Origin of the sequence: Methylocella sp. (genome assembly GCF_041905455.1) — a bacterium.
Lineage (GTDB): Bacteria > Pseudomonadota > Alphaproteobacteria > Rhizobiales > Beijerinckiaceae > Methylocapsa.
Genome location: NZ_JAYRLA010000002.1, coordinates 110,963 through 128,082 on the forward strand (window position 1 = coordinate 110,963; position 17,120 = coordinate 128,082).

The window sequence follows — 17,120 nt, forward strand, 5'->3', positions numbered from 1 at the left end:
CCGAATCGGCGCCGCAGCCGAAATCATGCTTTGTTCGCCCATATCTCGGGCCCTGGCGTGTGCGAGCCCCGAGATTTCGGCAGGCGGCGGCTTTCGCGACGCATGTGCGGCGGCTGCGCGCGGAGCGCGAAAATCCGCCGCCGTCAAGTCAAATTCGCGCTCAGCGCATGACGCGAGAGGCGCCGGGTTCGACCTGCAGCGCCACTTGCACCACGCCCTGGCGGCGGAAGCCGAGCGCGTCGGCGGCGCTCGTCGAGACGTCGACGATGCGGCCGCGGATGAAGGGGCCGCGGTCGTTGACCGTCAGCACCACGGACCTGCTGTTGGAGAGATTGGTGACGCGGACCTTGGTGCCGAACGGAAGCGTGCGATGGGCGCAGGTCATCTTGCCGCGCGCGCCGTAGTAGGAAGCCTTGCCCTTCCAGCTTTCGGCGTGGGCGGAGGCGGAGAGGGCGAGCAACGCGGCGGCGGCGAAAACCACATTCTTCAATATTAACGCTCCATTTACCATATATCCTCTGGGGCGAGCCCTTCGGTTGCTCGGACTGTGGAGGCAATATGTGGTGAAAAACGGGCGATGTAATTTGCATTTATTATTAAGACTAGAGATATTTGCTTATTTTATTGGCGAGATGCTCTACTTGAATTGTCGCCGCGCGCAAGTCTTCGGCCTCGTGGAGGCAGATCAACGGGCAAGGTTGCGCTGCATTGCGGCATCGCCGTCAAGTTGCGCGCCCGCCGCGCCAAGATGAAGGTTGCGCGACGGCGCGGCTTCGCCTTGGCCCGTCAGGCGAGGAGCAAGATCAGGGCGCCCGCGACGATCAGCGCGGCGCCGACGGTTTCGGCCGGCGCCAGGGTTTCGCCGAACATGTGGCGGGACACGAGGCGGGCGAACGGCGTCTCGACGAGCCCGAGCGCGCGCACGAGCGCGGCGGACTGCAGGGCGAAGGCGAGGAACCAGAACAGCGAGGCGAAGGCGCCTATGAAGCCCGGCGCCAGCCCGCCGCGCCAATCGCGCGCGAGCGCGCGGAGCACGGGCCGCTCGAACGCGGCGAGCGCGCCAAGGATCAGCGCGCTCTGCAAGGCGAGGGCCATGGCGAGCGCCGTCGCCGCGCGCAGGAAGGCGGAGCCGTCGGAAAAATCGAGAAGCGCGGCGCGGAAGGCGATCGACGACAGCGCGAAGAGCCCGGCCGAGCCGAGGCCGAGGACGAGGGAGCGCGTCGAAGCGCGCGTCCCCTGCGGCTCGAACGCCCGGCGCGTCGGCGCGCTCGCGAGCGCGACGCCGAAGGTGGCGAGGGCGACGCCGGCGGCCTCGCTCGCGCTCAGCCGCTCGCCGAGCGCGAGAAAGCCGAACAGCGCGACGAGCGCCGGCTCCGTCTTGGTGAGCGAGATCGCGGCGAAGAAGGAGCGCGTCTGCATCAGGGAGAGCATCAGAGCGGTGGCGACGATCTGCGCCGCGCCTGCGAGCAGCAGCCAGAGCGAGCCGTCAAGACCCGGATGCGGCGGGAGCGCGCCCGTCGCCGCGCACCAGGCCGCCAGAAACAGGAGGGCGAAGGGCGCGCCGAACAGGAAGCGCGCATAGGCGGCGCCGCGCGCGCCGACCGTCTTGATCAGGCGGCGCTGCGCGGCGTTGCGCGCCGTCTGCGCCGCCGCGGCGACGAGGGTGGCGCCTATCCAGAGGAAAGACATGGCGACTCCGCGCGGGCGTCGGCGCGAAGCCGGACTGGTTGGAGAACTTGAAGAGCGCGTCCGGCGCGGCGTCGCCGCCCCTGGAGCATGACGCGGCGGAGAATTTTAATTCCCGGGACGGCGCCTTTTCACGTCATGAGCGAAGGTTTCCCGCTAAAATATGGTCTAATTTGTCGGACTGGCCCTTTTCAATCACGAAAACTTCGACTAGTGTAAGACTTGTCGCGGGAACAGAAGGGCGTAAAGACCCTGCCTGCGGCCTTGCCGATTCGCCCGTCCGGGCGGCGTCAGGAACCGCCGCGTAAGCCATGCGGTCCAAGTCTAGGGAGTCGCCAGAGCCTTGCGTCTTGAGCGCAGGGTTACGTCTTTTCAGGCGCCGGCTTCAAGGCGTCGTGAATAATCCTGAAAATCCAGATGCTGCGCGCTTTAAAGACCCGCAGGGGCCCGCGATGGTCCGCGGGGTTGCGCGCGCATTCGCTGGAGAACCCTCTGAAAGGCTGCGCGAGCGGCCTTTTATTTTTTGCCTGTCCGCGCCCCGTCCGGTCCGTAGACGTCTCGCCGGGCGCGCGTCCAAAATAAAGAGGCCGCTCGCGAGAACGCAAGCGGCCCAAGTCTAGGGAGGAAACGCCCAAGGAGGGCTAAGCGGCAACATCGTTGCCGCATCGCAATAATATGCGCGTGCGCTGCACAAAAGCAAGCTTTTTTTTCGGGGTCCCCGCCGCCAAATTTATTTTAGCGCAAAGACAATTTTGTTGCGGGCGGACGGGCGGCGGTCCGGCGCGCTGAAAACGTCGAATGGCGGGGAAAGCGGCGTCGCGGACCGCCAAAAATAAAGAGGCCGCTCGCGAGAACGCAAGCGGCCCAAGTCTAGGGAGGAAACGCCCAAGGAGGGCATCGGCGGCGAGAACATCGCCGCGTCGCAATAATATGCTCCTGCGCCGCACAAATAGCAAGCAGCGCGAACGTACAATGTGACGCATGCGTCAAATTAATATAACTATTTGAATTCCAAAATAGAATGACGACGGCGCCGCAGCCGTGGCCGTAAGTTCGGCTTGCGCGGGCCTGACCTTGTCGGCCGGCTTCGGCGTTGGCGCTTCGACGCGAAATCTGCGAGCTTGCGAACGACGAAGCCCCCCTCAAGCCGCCCTCGCCAAGTTCGCCCTCGCCACATCCGCCCTCGCCACGTCCGCCCTCCGGAACCTTCCCATGACCGCCGTCGATTTCGCAGCCTTCATCGAAACCCTTTCGGACGTCGCCAGCGAGACGATCCTGCCCTTCTTCCGCACGGCGCTCGGGACGACGGACAAAAACGCCGGCGGCGCCTTCGATCCGGTGACCGAGGCCGACCACGCCGCCGAGGCGGCGCTGCGCCGCCTGATCTTGCAGACCTTCCCCGGCCATGGCGTCATCGGCGAGGAGTTCGGCTCGATTCGTCCCGACGCCGAATATGTCTGGGTCCTCGATCCGATCGACGGCACCAAGAGCTTCATCTCCGGCCTTCCCACCTGGGGCAGCCTGATCGGCCTCCTGCATCGGGGCGTCCCGATCTACGGCGTGCTCGTCCAGCCCTTCACGCGCGAGCGCTTCTTCGGCGACGGCGCGGCGGCGAGCTGGCGCGGCCTCGGCCTCAACGACGAACGGGTCGAGCGCAGGCTTTCGACGCGCCGCTGCGACGAGCTTTCGGGCGCGACGCTTCTCACCACCTCACCGCTCCTCTACGCGCCCGACAGGCTGGAGGCCTTCCGCCGCGTCGAGAGCGAGGTCAGGCTGTCGCGCTACGGCGGCGACTGCTACGCCTTCGCCGCGCTCGCGGCCGGCCATGTCGACTGCGTGATCGAATCGGGGCTGAAGCTCTACGACATCGCGCCGCTGATCCCGATTATCGAGGGCGCAGGCGGACTCGTCACTTCATGGAGCGGCGGCTCGGCGGTCGAGGGCGGCGACGTTCTCGCCAGCGGCTGCGAGGCGCTGCACGAACAGGCGCTGAAGCTGCTGCAGGGGTAGGGCGGGGCCCTTCGCCTCGCCACTTTCGCACCGCCGCGACGATTGCTAGAAGAGCCCATGGCCTTTCGCTGTCCAGCCCATCCGCTTGCGCGAATTATCCGCCCGGCCCGCCTCTGAGCCGGCGGACCGGGATCATTCGCCTCGCGCGCGTCGCCGCGCGCCCTGAACGCCCGACAGCGGAATTTCACATGAACGAGCCACAGACCAGGCGGTCCGCCCGCGCGCAGAAGAGCGCGGACGCGGGACCGGACTACTCCGCCACGCTGTTCCTGCCGCAGACCGATTTCCCCATGCGCGCCGGCCTGCCGAAGAAGGAGCCGGAGCTTCTCGCGCGCTGGCGCGAGATCGGCCTTCACGGGAAGCTGCGCGCGGCCGGCGCCGGGCGTCCGCGCTTCGTGCTGCACGACGGACCGCCCTACGCGAACGGCGACATCCACATCGGCCATGCGCTGAACAAGATTTTGAAGGACCTCATCTCCCGCTCGCAGCAGATGCTCGGCAAGGCGTCCGACTACGTGCCGGGCTGGGACTGCCACGGCCTGCCGATCGAATGGAAGATCGAGGAGCGCTATCGCGCCAGGGGCCGCAACAAGGACGAGGTGCCGGTCGTCGAGTTCCGCCGCGAGTGTCGCGCCTTCGCCGAGCATTGGGTCGGCGTGCAGCGCGAGGAGTTCAAGCGGCTCGGCGTCAACGGCGACTGGGACGATCCTTATCTCACCATGACTTACGCGGCGGAGGCGCAGATCGCCCGCGAGATCATGAAATTCGCCGGGAACGGGCTGCTCTACCGCGGCTCGAAGCCGGTGATGTGGAGCGTCGTCGAGAAGACCGCGCTCGCCGAGGCGGAGGTCGAGTACGAGGACCATGTCTCGGACTGGGTGTTCGTCGCCTTTCCGGTCGAGGCGCCGCCGCGCGAGCTCGAAGGCGCGAAGGTCGTCATCTGGACGACGACGCCCTGGACGCTGCCGGCCAACCGCGCGATCAGCTTTTCGTCGAAGATCGCCTATGGCCTCTACCGTGTGAGCGCGGCGCCCGAGGGCAATTGGGCGAAGGCGGGCGATCTTTATCTCCTCGCCGACGCGCTCGCGGCGGATGCGTTCAAGGCGGCGAAGGTCGACGGCTTCGAGCGCGTCGCCGACGCTCCGGCCGCGACGCTGAAAGGCCTCGTCGCGCGTCATCCGCTCGCGCACGCCGTTCAGGGCTATGAGTTCGCCGTGCCGCTCCTCGACGGCGACCATGTGACCGACGACGCCGGAACGGGCTTCGTCCACACAGCGCCAGGCCACGGCCGCGACGACTATGACATCTGGACGGCCAGCAAGGCCGCGCTCGAGGAGCGCGGGATCGAGACGCGCATTCCCTTCGCCGTCGACGCCGACGGCGCGTTCACCAGGGACGCGCCCGGCTTCGTCGGCCGCCGCGTGCTGACCGAGAAGGGCGAGAAGGGCGACGCCAACGAGGCGGTGATCAAGGCGCTGATCGAGGCGGGCAATCTTCTCGCGCGCGGACGGCTGAAGCATCAGTACCCGCATTCGTGGCGCTCGAAGAAGCCGCTCATCTTCCGCAACACGCCGCAATGGTTCATCGCGCTCGACCGGCCGTTTTCGTCGACCGACGAAGGCGCCGCGGCGTCGAACGGCGGCCAGAGCCTGCGCGCGCTGGCCCTCGACGAGATCGCCAGAACCCAATGGTTTCCGGCCGCCGGCGAGAACCGCATCACCGGCATGATCGCCAACCGGCCCGACTGGGTGGTCTCGCGCCAGCGCGCCTGGGGCGTGCCGATCGCCATCTTCGTCCATAAGGAGAGCGGCGAAATTTTACGCGACGCGCAGGTGAACGCGCGCATCGCCGACGCCTTCGCGGCCGAGGGCGCCGACGCCTGGTTCGCCGAGGGCGCCGCCGCGCGCTTCCTCGGGCCGGACCGCGAGTCCGCCGCCTATGAGAAGGTCGACGACGTGCTCGACGTCTGGTTCGACTCGGGCTCGACGCACGCCTTCACGCTGGAGGACGAGAAAGCCTTCCCCTCGCTCGCCGGGCTGAAGCGCCGGCGCGACGGCGGCGCCGACGAGGTGATGTATCTCGAAGGCTCCGACCAGCATCGCGGCTGGTTCCACTCCTCATTGCTCGAATCCTGCGGCACGCGCGGGCGCGCCCCGTTCGACCTCGTGCTGACGCACGGCTTCGTGCTCGACGAGGCGGGGCGGAAGATGTCGAAGAGCCTCGGCAACGTCGTCGCGCCCGAGAAGGTGGTCGGCGATTCGGGCGCCGACATCCTGCGCCTGTGGGTCGCGGCCTCCGACTATTCCGACGACCTGCGCATCGGCCCGGAAATCCTCAAAACCTTCGTCGAGATCTATCGCAAGCTGCGCAACACGATTCGCTGGATGCTCGGCACGCTCGCGCATTACGAGCCGCAGCGCGCCGTCCCCTTTAGCGAGATGGGCGAGCTCGAGCGGCTGATGCTGCATCGCCTCGCCGAGCTCGACGGCGACGTCCGCGAGGCCTATGCGCGCTTCGACCTGAAGCGCGTCGCCGCGCGTCTCTCCGCCTTCCTCAACACCGACCTGTCGGCTTTCTATTTCGACATCCGCAAGGACGCGCTCTATTGCGACGCGCCCACAAGCGCGCGCCGGCTCGCCGCGCTGACCGTGATCGAGGCGATCTTCCGCGCCGTGACGGCCTGGCTCGCGCCGATCCTCGTCTTCACCGCCGAAGAGGCGTGGCTCGCGCGCTATCCCGACGCCGTCTCGGTCCATCTCGAAACCTTCCCCGAGATTCCGGGCGAATGGCTCGACGAGACGCTCGCGGCCAAATGGGAAGGCGTGCGGCGCGTGCGCGCCGTCGTCACCGGCGCGCTCGAGATCGAACGGGCGCAAAAGCGCATCGGCGCTTCGCTCGAAGCCGCGCCGCGCGTCTTTTTGAGCGACCCGGCGCTGCGCGCGGCGCTCCACGGCGTCGATTTCGCCGACGTGTGCATCGTCTCCGACGTCGCCGTCGAGGCGGGGGAGGGGCCGCAGGACGCCTTCAGGCTCGCCGAGGCGCCCGGCGTCGCCGTCGTCCCGGAGCGCGCGCGCGGGCGCAAATGCGCGCGCTCCTGGCGCATCTCGGAGCTTGTCGGCTCGGACCCGGAATTCCCCGACGTGACGCCGCGCGACGCCGAGGCCCTGCGCGAATTGCGCGCGCTCGGCATGTGGGCGTGAACTTGAGCCTGAACCTGGGCCTGAATCTGCGCCCGCCGGCGCGCCTCGGCGTCCTCTTCGCGGCGGCGACGCTGCTCCTCGACCAGGCGAACAAGCTCTGGCTGATGTTCGTCTTCGACATCGAGGCGCGCCAGCCGGTGCGGCTCGCGCCGTTCTTCGACGTCGTCTTCGCGCGCAACACCGGCGTCTCCTATTCGCTGTTCAGCGGCGGAGGCGCGGGGGCGCGCGTGATTCTGCTCCTCGTGGCGCTGGCGGCGACGGCCTTTCTCCTCGCGCTGCTCGCCCACGCGAAAAGCCGGCTCGTCGGCGCCGCGCTCGGCCTCATCATCGGCGGCGCGCTCGGCAACGCCGTCGACCGCGCGGCCTACGGCTTCGTCGCCGACTTCTACTTCTTCCATGTCGGCGATTTCCGCTGGTATGTGTTCAACCTCGCCGACGTCGCCATCGTCGTCGGCGTCGCCCTGCTGCTCCTCGACGCGCTGCGCGGCGACCGGACGGAGAAGACGTCGCGGGAGCGCGGCGCGCAGGCGCCCTGAGCGGCGTTTCGGCGCGCGCGGGATTCAGGCGACTTTAATCTTTTTGCGCCCCTAAATCGCCTTGATGGCGCCCGATGGTGGCGGCTCACGCCGGCTTGAGCGCCGCGGCAGGGACGTCGACGGGGATCGGGGAATGAAGGTCATGAGGCTCGACAGGGTCGGCGCGTGCGCCGCGGCTTTCCTTTTCTGCGGCCTGGCCGCCGCGCCCGCCCGCGCGCAGGCGCCGAACGAGGACACCAACCCTCTGAACTCGGTGCTCGGCTTCGTCGGACTGCAGTTCGACAAGGAGGATCAGGCGATCGACTACCGCGCCCGCGCGCCGCTGGTCGTGCCGCCGAGCGTCAACCTGCCGGCGCCGAAGACGGCGACCCGCGACCCGTCCTGGCCCAAGGATCCCGACATCAACGCGCGCCGCCAGCAGGCGCTCGAAGCGCGCCGCCCGGCGCCGCAGATCACCCCGAACACGAGGGTGGAGATGTCGCAGGCCGAGCTCGACGCCGGCCGCACCAAGGACATGCCGCAGGGCGGGCCGCCCGACGATTGCCAGGCGGGCGCCGGAACGCCGATCTGCCTCTACGCGCCCTGGAAGGCGCTGACCGGCATGTTCGGCGGCTCAAGCCAGCAGGCCGCCGCCGATCCGGGCGTCGAGCCCGACCGCCGCTACCTGACGGAGCCGCCGAGCGGCTACCGCAAGGCCACCGCCGCGGCGAAGCTCACCAGCGAGGCCCCGAACGAGGCTCCGGACGCCTCGGATCCGCGCGTCTACCAGCGCCAGCAGGCGCACCACTCGTCGGTCGCGGATTGACGGCGCAAGCCCGAGGCCTGAAACATTCCGCATGAGGCGCGAAGGCGCGGGTTCGGCCCGCGCCTTTTTCGCGTCCGGCCGCCAGGGGGCGCCGTCAATCCCCGCCGTCGCCTGATCCTTGCTAAAGCGGGCCGCGCTTTCTAAATTTGGAGCTTGCGCCTGCGCGGGCGCGCGGAGCCCCGCGCGATCGCCCGCACGGCTTCCGACGTCTCAGCCAGCGGCTCCGGCCGGCGGCGACAAGCGACAGGGCCGCGCCAGCGGCGGAAAGCGACCATGCCGACATTTTCAGCGCCGACGTCTTGCGCGCCTCTCGCCGGCGCCGCGCTCACTCCGGCTCCGGCCGCGCCGCAGGCCGCCCCTCCCGCCGGCCCGGCGATCGGCCAGGCGAAGCTCGCCAACGGGCTCGAGATCGTCGTCATCCCCGACCATCGCGCGCCGGTCGTCACCCACATGGTCTGGTATCGCAACGGCTCGGCCGACGATCCGATCGCCAAATCGGGCATCGCCCATTTCCTCGAGCATCTGATGTTCAAGGGCACGGCGGCGCATCCGCAGGGCGAGTTCTCGCAGTTCGTCGCCGACGCCGGCGGCCAGGAGAACGCCTTCACCTCCAACGACTACACCGCCTATTTCCAGCGCGCGCCCAGCGGCGAGCTCGCCATGTGCATGGAATATGAGGCGGACCGCATGAAGAATCTCGTCCTGACCGACGAGATCGTCGCGCCCGAGCGCGAGGTCGTGCTCGAGGAGCGCCGCATGCGCACCGACTCAGACCCCGCCGACCAGCTCAACGAGGCGGTGCAGGCGGCGCTGTTCACCCAGCACCCCTACGGGCGTCCGATCATCGGCTGGGCGCATGAGATCGAGGGGCTGGGGCGCGAGGACGCGCTCGCCTATTACGACCGCTTCTATACGCCGGAAAACGCCATTCTCGTCGTCGCCGGCGACGTCACGCTCGAGGAGGTCGTGAGCCTCGCCGAGAAGATCTACGGGCCGATCGCGGCGCGCGGCGAGCCGCCGCGGCGCTTGCGCCCGCGCGAGCCCGAGCAGCGCGCGCATCGCCTGGTGCGCCTCTCCGACGAGAAGGTGGAGCAGCCCTCGCATCAGGGCGTCTACATCGTGCCGTCCTATTCCACGGCCGGGCGCGGCGTCGCCGAGGCGCTCGAGGTGCTGGCGCATCTGCTCGGCGCCGGGCACACCAGCCTGCTGTTCCGCGCCCTCGTGATCGAGCGCAAGCTCGCCGTCGCGGCTGGCGCGCACTATGTCGGCTCCTCCGTCGACGACACGCGCTTCTTCGTCTATTCGGTGCCGGCCGAAGGCGTGCCGCTCGAACGGCTCGAGCGCGAGATCGACGCGATCGTCGCGCGCGTCGCCGCGGAGGGCGTCGACGAGGCCGATTTCCGCCGCGCCAAGACGCGCCTCATCGCCGACGCGGTCTACGCCCAGGACAATCAGGCGACGCTCGCGCGCTGGTACGGGGCGGCGCTCGCCACCGGCCTCGACGTCGAGGACGTCGCGCAATGGCCGAGTCGCATCGACGCCGTGACCGTGGACGACGTGCGGCGGGCGGCCGCCCTGCTCGACAAGCGGCGCAGCGTCACCGGCTTCCTGTCGCCGGCGCAGCCCGCGCGTGGGGAAGGGATTGGCGCCGACGAGGACGCCCTCGCCGACGCGATCACGCTCTAGCCTTCTCGCCGGCCGGCGGTCGCCCGGGCGTCCGCCCGGCCCGACGCGGATTTCTCTTTGAGGGCGCACGCCCTGCGGATGACACGCCATGACCGTCGCGCTGAAGAGCTCTGAGGCCGCCCCCAAAAGCTCCCGCGCCGAGAAGGTGCGGAAAGTCGTCTCGCCCGGCGGGATCGAGGCCTGGCTCGTCGAGGATTACGCCGTGCCGCTCGTCGCGGTCGAATTCGCCGTCAAGGGCGGCGCCTCGCAGGACCCGCCCGGCAAGGCGGGCGCGGCCAACCTTCTCGCCGGCCTGCTCGACGAGGGCGCGGGGCCCTATGATTCGGAAGGCTTCCATCGCGCCCTCGACGAGGACGCCATCGAAATCTCGTTCTCCGCCCATCGCGACAATTTCCACGGGCGGATGCAGACCCTTTCGCGCAACGTCCCGCGCGCCTTCGAGCTTCTGCGCCTTGCGGTCAACGAGGCGCGGCTCGACGCCGAGCCGTTCGACCGGGTGCGCGCGCAGATATCGGCGGGCCTCAGGCGCGAGGCGAACGAGCCGGACCATGTCGCCTCGCGCGTGTTCCGCGAGATCTCCTACGCCGGCCACCCTTACGGCCTGCCAGCGCGCGGCGACCTCGACACGCTGCACGCTCTCGATCGCGACGATCTCCTCGACCTGCGCGGAAAGGTCCTGGCGCGCGAAAGCCTGAAGATCGCCGTCGTCGGCGCGATCGACGCGCCGGCGCTGGCCGCGCGGCTCGACGAGGCGTTCGGCGCGCTGCCGCGCGCCTCGCTGATCGCGCCGACGCCTGCGGCCGTGTTCAAGGGCGTCGGCGAGCGGATCGTCGCCGAGGTCGACGTGCCGCAGTCGACGATCCGCTTCGGCCGGCCTGGCCTCGAACGGGCCGACCCCGATTTCTTCGCCGCGATGGTGGTCAACCATGTTCTCGGCGGCGGCGTGTTCTCGGCGCGCCTGTTCCGAGAGGTGCGCGAGAAGCGCGGCCTCGCCTATTCGGTCTATTCGCAGATCCTGACCTATGACCATGGCGCCATGGTCTACGGCGGCACCTCGACGAAGAACGAGCGGGCGGCCGAATCCATGGCGGTGATCAAGGAGGAGATCGCGAGCCTCGCCGCGGACGGCCCTTCCGAGGAGGAGCTCGAGAAGGCGAAGAAATACCTCATCGGCTCCTACGCGCTGCGTTTCGACACCTCGACCAAGATCGCCGCCCAGCTGCTCGCCCTGCAGACCGACGGCTTCGGCGTCGAGCATCTCGACGCGCGCAACGCGATCATCGCCGCGGTGACGATGGACGACGCGCGCCGCGCCGCGCGACGGCTGTTCGGCGACGGCGAGCTGCTCGTCGCGGTCGCCGGGCGGCCCGACGGCATGTAGGCCGCCGCCTCCGCCTCTCCCAAGGGGGCGGGGCCTCTTTCCGCAAGGTCGCGCCGTCGCGCCCGCCACCCTGTGGCGGGCGTTCGTTTATGCGCGGGCGCGCGTCAGGCCGAAGCAAGGTTGACGCGCGAAAAGAGGCTGGTCAGGGCGAAGGTTGGAGTTTAAAAATGAACATAATTGATCTTTTTCTGTAAATATCGAAGCATATTTGAGAAATTTTACGAAAATTATCTTGAATAGCGGCGGGTTGCGCGAGATTTTAGCTTTTATTTAAGGCTGGTTTCACGGTCGAATTCTATGTTCGTAATGAAGCGGCGAAGGATCGCGCGAAAAGCGACGCCGCAACGGCGTCGCGGCGCCGGCGCGCAAAGGCGGGGACGATCGCGCGCGGCGTCGCGCCAGTCGAGCGGGAGGCTGATCTCATGAGGAATGCCTTGAAGAGTGAAGCGGCGTACGGGCGCGCCGAGCCGGCTGCGCGGATCGTGGCGGACGCGGGAGCGAGGCCCGGCGCCCATGTGCGGCCGAGCTACCTCGAAGCGCTCAATCTGGTGGAGCGGCTGCATAGGCGCCTGCTCGACGTCATCAAGGACGAATTCGACCGGCGCGGCCGCAGCGACGTCAACGCCGTGCAGGCGCTGCTCCTGTTCAACATCGCGGACAAGGAGCTCACCGCGGGCGAATTGCGCACGCGCGGCTACTATCTCGGCTCCAACGTCTCGTACAATGTGAAGAAGCTGGTCGAGACCGGCTATCTTCACCATGCCCGCTCGCGCATCGACCGCCGCGCCGTGCGCATCAGCCTCACCGAGAAGGGACGCGACGTGCATAATGTCGTGAGCGCGCTTTACGACAAGCACGTCCTGACGGTCGAGCAGATCGGCGGCGTCAGCTGCGAGGAGTTCAAGCGCCTCAATATCGCCCTGGTGCGGCTGGAGCGCTTCTGGACCGACCAGATCCGCTATCGTCTCTAGGCTCGCGCCCAGACTCCCGGAACGCCGGCGGCGCCGGCGCCCCTTCGCCCTATTTGCGCCTTCTTAACCGTCAGGATGCTAGCCTTGATCCTGTGAGGCGGCGGGCGCCGTCTCGCGCCTCGTCCGCGCGCTTGACGCCGGGCGAGAGCGGAGCGGCGCGGCTCGTCCGTGCGCGCGGCGCTGTCCTGCGCCGAAGCCGGGCGCGGACGTCCAGAGCGGAAGGGAAGAGATCGTGCGATTGGGCAAGGGCAAGGCCAGCGGAAGGTCTGGCGAATTCGAGCGCGCCGCGGCGCGCCGCGCGGCGGCCGTCTCCAGCCTGTGCTTCGCCTCCGTTCTGGCGGCCTCCGGCGTTCCGGCGTCCGCCGCCGGCTACGGCGATCAGGCCGAATGGGCGCAGGTCTACGACGCCGCGCCGCGGCTTTCCGTCGCGCGCTCCAACACGCCCGTCCTGTCGCAGTCGACCCTCGACGCGACCGCGCAGGCGATCGAAACCTACCGCAAGATCGTCGCGAACGGCGGCTGGAACACGGTTCCGGGCGGCGCGACGCTGCGGCTCGGCGGCAATGGATCTGCGGTCGTCGCGCTGCGCAAGCGCCTCGCCGCCTCCGGCGACCTGATCGACGCCGCGGTCAACGCGTCTCCCGTGTTCGACTCCTTCGTCGAGGCGGGCGTCAAGCGCTTCCAGGCGCGCCACGGCCTGCTGGAGACGGGAATCGTCAACAAGGAGACGCTCAGCGCCCTCAACGCGCCGGCCGACTTCCGCCTGCACCAGCTCGAGATCAATCTCGTCCGTCTGCGCTCCTATTCGGGCAATCTCGGCGAGCGCTTCGTCATGGCCAACATCCCGGCCATGGCGGTCGAAACCGTCGAGAACGGCGTCGTCGCGACGCATCACGCGGCGGGCGTCGGCAAGATCGACCGCCAGTCGCCGGTCATGATGACCAAGGCGACCGACATCAACTTCAATCCCTACTGGACCGTGCCGCCTTCGCTGATCAAGAAAGACTTGATCCCGAAGATGCTGAAGAACCCGAACTACCTGACCGAGCACAAGATCCGCATCTTCGACAAGGACAACCAGGAAGTTCAGCCGAGCCAGATCGACTGGAACACCAATCAGGCGACCAACTATCGCTACCGGCAGGACCCGGGCGGCGACATCAACTCGCTTGGCGTGGTGCGCATCAACATCTCCAATCCTTATGGCGTCTATATGCATGACACGCCCGAGAAGGGCGTGTTCGGCGACGATTTCCGTTTCGTCTCTTCGGGCTGCATCCGCGTCCAGAACGTGCGCGACTACGTCGCCTGGCTCCTGAAGGACACGCCCGGCTGGGGCCGGCCGCAGATCGACGAAGCGATCCGCTCGGGCCAGCGCATCGACGCCAGGCTCGCCGCGCCCGTGCCGGTCTATTGGGTCTACATCACCGCCTGGGCGAGCCCGGACGGGGTCATCCAGTTCCGCGACGACATCTATCAGCGCGACGGCGCCGCACAGACGGCGAGCGCGGCCGGCCCGACCCTGCAGGAGGCGATCGCGCCGGGCGCGGCGCGCCCCGTCAACGTCAGCGCCCGCGGCCTCGCGCCTATGAGCGACGACGAGCAATAGCTCCGGCGCCTGCCCAACTGAAAAGCCGCAGGGAGCGATCCCGGCGGCTTTTTTCTTTGGGCTGCTTCGCGCGCGTCGTTCGCGCGGGAGCGGCGAGGCCGCTCCCGCGCAACCTCAGCGATGGGTGAACGAGAACTCGATGCGCCGGTCGGTCCGGCTGGCGCCCGAAGTCGTGGAGGCGGCGCTGCCGTGGCCCTTGGCGGCGAGGCCGTCGCCTGAAACGCCGGCGTCGATCAGGAACTGGCGCACGGCGTCGGCGCGGCGCTGCGACAGGGCGAGGTTGTGGCCGGGATCGCCCGTCTGGTCGGTGAAGCCGTCGATCTGGACGAGCGTGCCGTCCGGCAGCTTCTTGATGAGCTCGGCGGCGCGCAGCAGGATCAGCTTGCCGCCGTCGTCGATCACCGCGCTGTTCGTCTCGAAGTTGATCGTCGCCTGATTGAGCGCCGTCGCGAGGTTTGCTTCGGTGGCCTCGCTCGTCAGGGTCTCCACGTCGAAAGCCGCGATCTGCTCGGGCGGCAGCGGCGCGACCGCGACGGAGCCGCCGAACAGATCCTTCAGTTTCGCGAGAATCGCCTGCAGCTCGTCCTCGGGCGCGGCGACCGAGACCTTGTCGCCGTCGAAGACGGCGTGGAGGTTCGGCGCCTTCAGGAACGCGAAGGCGTCGGAGAGTCTGGCGAGCCAGGGAGCCGTCGCCGCTGTGGCGTCGACGCTGACGCCGTCCAGGACGGAGCCGCCGAAGGCGCTCTTGAGGGCGGAGACGATCGACGCATGGGTCGCCTCGTCGGGCACGACGCCGGAGACGGCGACGCCGCCATGCGCGTCATGCGAGAGCGCGATGTGCGACGTTCCGCTCGCCGCGGGCGTCGTCGGCGTCGGCGCGTGGACGGGAGTCTCCGCGGGGGCGGCGGGCGTCGCGGGGGCCTCGGCTGTCGGCGCGGGCGCAGGGACGGGAGCAGGTTCAGGCGCGGCCGGCGTGTGGGCGTACGCCGGGGGCTCGGCGGCGGGCGGAGCCGTCGTCGCCGCGGGGCCGGGCGCTGGCGCCGGCGGGGTCCTGTCGGTCGTCAGGAAATGATAGAGGAAGGCCGCTGCGAGCACGGCGGCGATCCCGGGAAAGATGAAGCGATTGACGCCGGCGGTGTCCTCGCCCCGGCCGGCTCTCGGCGCGGCGGCGGGAGCCGTCGTCGCGCCATGGGCGGAGACGGGCGCGACGGCTGGCGCGGCGGCGGCCGGCGTCGCGGCGGCCGGAGCGGAGAGAAAGGCCGCGACCGCCGGCGGAGTCGAGGAGGGAATGGCGCCGCCGGGCGTGAGGAAGCCGACCAGCTTCGGCACGACGAAGGCGAGAGCCGCGGTCGCCACGCCCGGGTCGAGCCCGACCTTCTGCGCGAGGGCGGCGATGGCCGGTCCGCCGAACGCCTGGATCACGCCATGCGGCGCCGTCGCCGGCGCGTCCGCCTTGCCGATCCACGAGTTGACGACGGCGCCAAGGCCCGCGGCGTCGAAGCTGTCGAGGAAGCCCTTGAAACCGTCCGAACGCGAGAAGATGAGCTGGAGCAGCTCCTTGACCAGCGAGCCGGCCGCAGGTCCGATCGAAAGGCTCTGGTCTAGGTCCGCAACAATATCCTGAAGTCCCGCCATTCTCGCAGCTCCTTTGAACGTCCGGCGGCACCGCGTCTGTCGTTCCGTCGTCGGCGGCGGACCGGCCGCGGAGTGAAGCCCCAAGCTGGGCGCTTGTCAATTTTGCCGCGTCGCAGCAAGGGCCAAAAATCTTTTTGTCTTTCGCAAATTATTCTACGGCGGCCTCTTCTTCCTTCGCAATGAGGCGCATGATATTGCCATCTCCGAACCTGATTCGGCGGACGGCGGTCAAGCAGGCGCCCGGCGGATTTACGTCGAACGACTAATTTCGAGTGCAGGAGGAGATCGCAGATGACCCAGGCTGGCGCCGAAGCGCGCTCAAGCGCTTCCAATTCTTTCTTCGCCGCGCATCTCAAGGATTCCGATCCGGAAATCGCCAACGCGATCGAACTGGAGCTCGGGCGTCAGCGGCATGAGATCGAGCTGATCGCTTCGGAGAACATCGTCTCGCGCGCGGTCCTCGAGGCTCAGGGCTCGATCCTCACCAACAAATACGCCGAAGGCTATCCGGGCCGGCGCTATTACGGCGGCTGCCAGTATGTCGACATCGCCGAGTCGCTGGCCATCGAGCGCGTCACGCGCCTGTTCGACTGCAAGTTCGCCAACGTCCAGCCGAACTCCGGCAGCCAGGCCAACCAGGCCGTCTTCCTCGCGCTCCTGCAGCCGGGCGACGCCTTCATGGGCCTCGACCTCGCCGCCGGCGGCCATCTCACCCATGGCTCGCCCGTCAACCTGTCCGGCAAGTGGTTCAAGCCGATCCCGTATGGCGTGCGCCGCGACGACCATCGCATCGACATGGAGCAGGTGGCCAAGCTCGCCGCGGAGCACAAGCCGAAGCTCATCATCGCCGGCGGCTCGGGCTATCCGCGCCACTGGGATTTCGAGGGCTTCCGCAAGATCGCCGATTCGATCGGCGCCTATTTCTTCGTGGACATGGCCCATTTCGCCGGCCTCGTCGCCGGCGGCGTGCATCCCTCGCCGTTCCCGCACGCCCATGTCGTGACCTCGACGACGCACAAGACCCTGCGCGGCCCGCGCGGCGGCCTCGTGCTGACAAACGATCCGGACATCGCCAAGAAGATCAATTCGGCGGTGTTCCCGGGCCTGCAGGGCGGCCCGCTGATGCATGTCATCGCCGGCAAGGCGGTGGCCTTCGGCGAGGCGCTGCAGCCCGAGTTCAAGGTCTACGCCCGCCAGGTGGTCGAGAACGCGCGGGCGCTCGCCGAGACGCTCAAGGGCGCGGGCTTCGCCCTCGCCTCCGGCGGCACCGACAACCATCTGATGCTCGTCGACCTGCGGCCGAAGAACGTCACCGGCAAGGCGGCGGAGGCGGCCCTCGGGCGCGCCAACATCACCTGCAACAAGAACGGCGTGCCCTTCGACACGGCGAGCCCGATGGTCACCTCCGGCATCCGCCTCGGCGCGCCGGCGGCCACCTCGCGCGGCTTCGGCGTCGCCGAGTTCAAGAAGGTCGGCGAACTGATCGCGCAGACGCTCGACGGCCTCTCGGTCAACGGCGACCAGGGCAATGGCGAGGTCGAGGGCAAGGTCAAGGAAGCCGTCCTCGAGCTGACGGGCCGCTTCCCGATCTACTGAGACCA

The 17,120-nt window shown here is 68.6% G+C and carries 12 protein-coding genes; 9 read left to right on the forward strand and 3 right to left on the reverse strand.

The features are described 5' to 3' along the window. Window positions 1-160: 160 nt before the first annotated feature. Window positions 161-490, reverse strand: coding sequence for a septal ring lytic transglycosylase RlpA family protein (locus tag ACE3OG_RS02695; RefSeq protein ID WP_374305877.1), 330 nt, complete (start codon window positions 488-490; stop codon window positions 161-163). 296 nt (window positions 491-786) lie between these two features. Continuing rightward, the gene (locus ACE3OG_RS02700) at window positions 787-1,689 is read right to left on the reverse strand and encodes an EamA family transporter (RefSeq protein WP_374305879.1); all 903 of its coding nucleotides are present in this window, start codon (window positions 1,687-1,689) and stop codon (window positions 787-789) included. A gap of 1,209 nt (window positions 1,690-2,898) precedes the next feature. On the opposite strand from ACE3OG_RS02700, the gene hisN reads away from it, so the two are divergent. The 8 genes from hisN (at window position 2,899) to ACE3OG_RS02740 (ending at window position 13,884) form a co-directional block, all read left to right on the forward strand. Beyond that, a complete protein-coding gene (gene hisN / locus ACE3OG_RS02705) occupies window positions 2,899-3,696 on the forward strand; it encodes a histidinol-phosphatase (RefSeq protein WP_374305881.1) in 798 nt (265 codons plus the stop codon). Window positions 3,697-3,884: 188 nt separating this feature from the next. Further along, window positions 3,885-6,896 carry an isoleucine--tRNA ligase gene (gene ileS / locus ACE3OG_RS02710; protein ID WP_374305883.1) on the forward strand — a complete coding sequence of 1,004 codons (3,012 nt, stop codon included), beginning with the start codon at window positions 3,885-3,887 and terminating at the stop codon, window positions 6,894-6,896. A 2-nt stretch (window positions 6,897-6,898) separates the two neighbouring features. After that, window positions 6,899-7,432 carry a signal peptidase II gene (lspA, locus tag ACE3OG_RS02715; RefSeq protein WP_374305886.1) on the forward strand — a complete coding sequence of 178 codons (534 nt, stop codon included), beginning with the start codon at window positions 6,899-6,901 and terminating at the stop codon, window positions 7,430-7,432. 133 nt (window positions 7,433-7,565) lie between these two features. Further along, entirely contained in the window at window positions 7,566-8,237 is a 672-nt protein-coding gene (locus ACE3OG_RS02720; protein WP_374305888.1) for a hypothetical protein, read from the forward strand. Between the two features lie 273 nt (window positions 8,238-8,510). Next, entirely contained in the window at window positions 8,511-9,923 is a 1,413-nt protein-coding gene (locus ACE3OG_RS02725; protein ID WP_374305891.1) for a M16 family metallopeptidase, read from the forward strand. 88 nt (window positions 9,924-10,011) lie between these two features. Further along, window positions 10,012-11,304, forward strand: coding sequence for a M16 family metallopeptidase (locus tag ACE3OG_RS02730; protein ID WP_374305893.1), 1,293 nt, complete (start codon window positions 10,012-10,014; stop codon window positions 11,302-11,304). Window positions 11,305-11,726: 422 nt separating this feature from the next. Continuing rightward, a complete protein-coding gene (ldtR, locus tag ACE3OG_RS02735; RefSeq protein ID WP_374305895.1) occupies window positions 11,727-12,275 on the forward strand; it encodes a transcriptional regulator LdtR in 549 nt (182 codons plus the stop codon). 316 nt (window positions 12,276-12,591) lie between these two features. Then, window positions 12,592-13,884: a murein L,D-transpeptidase gene (locus tag ACE3OG_RS02740; RefSeq protein ID WP_374306073.1), complete on the forward strand. Its 1,293-nt coding sequence runs from the start codon at window positions 12,592-12,594 to the stop codon at window positions 13,882-13,884. 114 nt (window positions 13,885-13,998) lie between these two features. Here ACE3OG_RS02740 and ACE3OG_RS02745 read toward each other — a convergent pair whose 3' ends face one another. Then, window positions 13,999-15,519: an OmpA family protein gene (locus ACE3OG_RS02745; protein WP_374305897.1), complete on the reverse strand. Its 1,521-nt coding sequence runs from the start codon at window positions 15,517-15,519 to the stop codon at window positions 13,999-14,001. 291 nt (window positions 15,520-15,810) lie between these two features. On the opposite strand from ACE3OG_RS02745, the gene glyA reads away from it, so the two are divergent. Continuing rightward, the gene (gene glyA, locus ACE3OG_RS02750) at window positions 15,811-17,115 is read left to right on the forward strand and encodes a serine hydroxymethyltransferase (protein WP_374305899.1); all 1,305 of its coding nucleotides are present in this window, start codon (window positions 15,811-15,813) and stop codon (window positions 17,113-17,115) included. Window positions 17,116-17,120 lie beyond the last annotated feature (5 nt).

What these genes read in the sequence shown, in the direction of transcription:
- ACE3OG_RS02700 (WP_374305879.1), bottom strand. Translation starts at nt 1,689, where the DNA reads ATGTCTTTCCTCTGGATAGGCGCCACCCTCGTCGCCGCGGCGGCGCAG.
- hisN (WP_374305881.1), top strand. Translation starts at nt 2,899, where the DNA reads ATGACCGCCGTCGATTTCGCAGCCTTCATCGAAACCCTTTCGGACGTC.
- ileS (WP_374305883.1), top strand. Translation starts at nt 3,885, where the DNA reads ATGAACGAGCCACAGACCAGGCGGTCCGCCCGCGCGCAGAAGAGCGCG.
- ACE3OG_RS02720 (WP_374305888.1), top strand. Translation starts at nt 7,566, where the DNA reads ATGAAGGTCATGAGGCTCGACAGGGTCGGCGCGTGCGCCGCGGCTTTC.
- ACE3OG_RS02725 (WP_374305891.1), top strand. Translation starts at nt 8,511, where the DNA reads ATGCCGACATTTTCAGCGCCGACGTCTTGCGCGCCTCTCGCCGGCGCC.
- ACE3OG_RS02730 (WP_374305893.1), top strand. Translation starts at nt 10,012, where the DNA reads ATGACCGTCGCGCTGAAGAGCTCTGAGGCCGCCCCCAAAAGCTCCCGC.
- ldtR (WP_374305895.1), top strand. Translation starts at nt 11,727, where the DNA reads ATGAGGAATGCCTTGAAGAGTGAAGCGGCGTACGGGCGCGCCGAGCCG.
- ACE3OG_RS02745 (WP_374305897.1), bottom strand. Translation starts at nt 15,519, where the DNA reads ATGGCGGGACTTCAGGATATTGTTGCGGACCTAGACCAGAGCCTTTCG.
- glyA (WP_374305899.1), top strand. Translation starts at nt 15,811, where the DNA reads ATGACCCAGGCTGGCGCCGAAGCGCGCTCAAGCGCTTCCAATTCTTTC.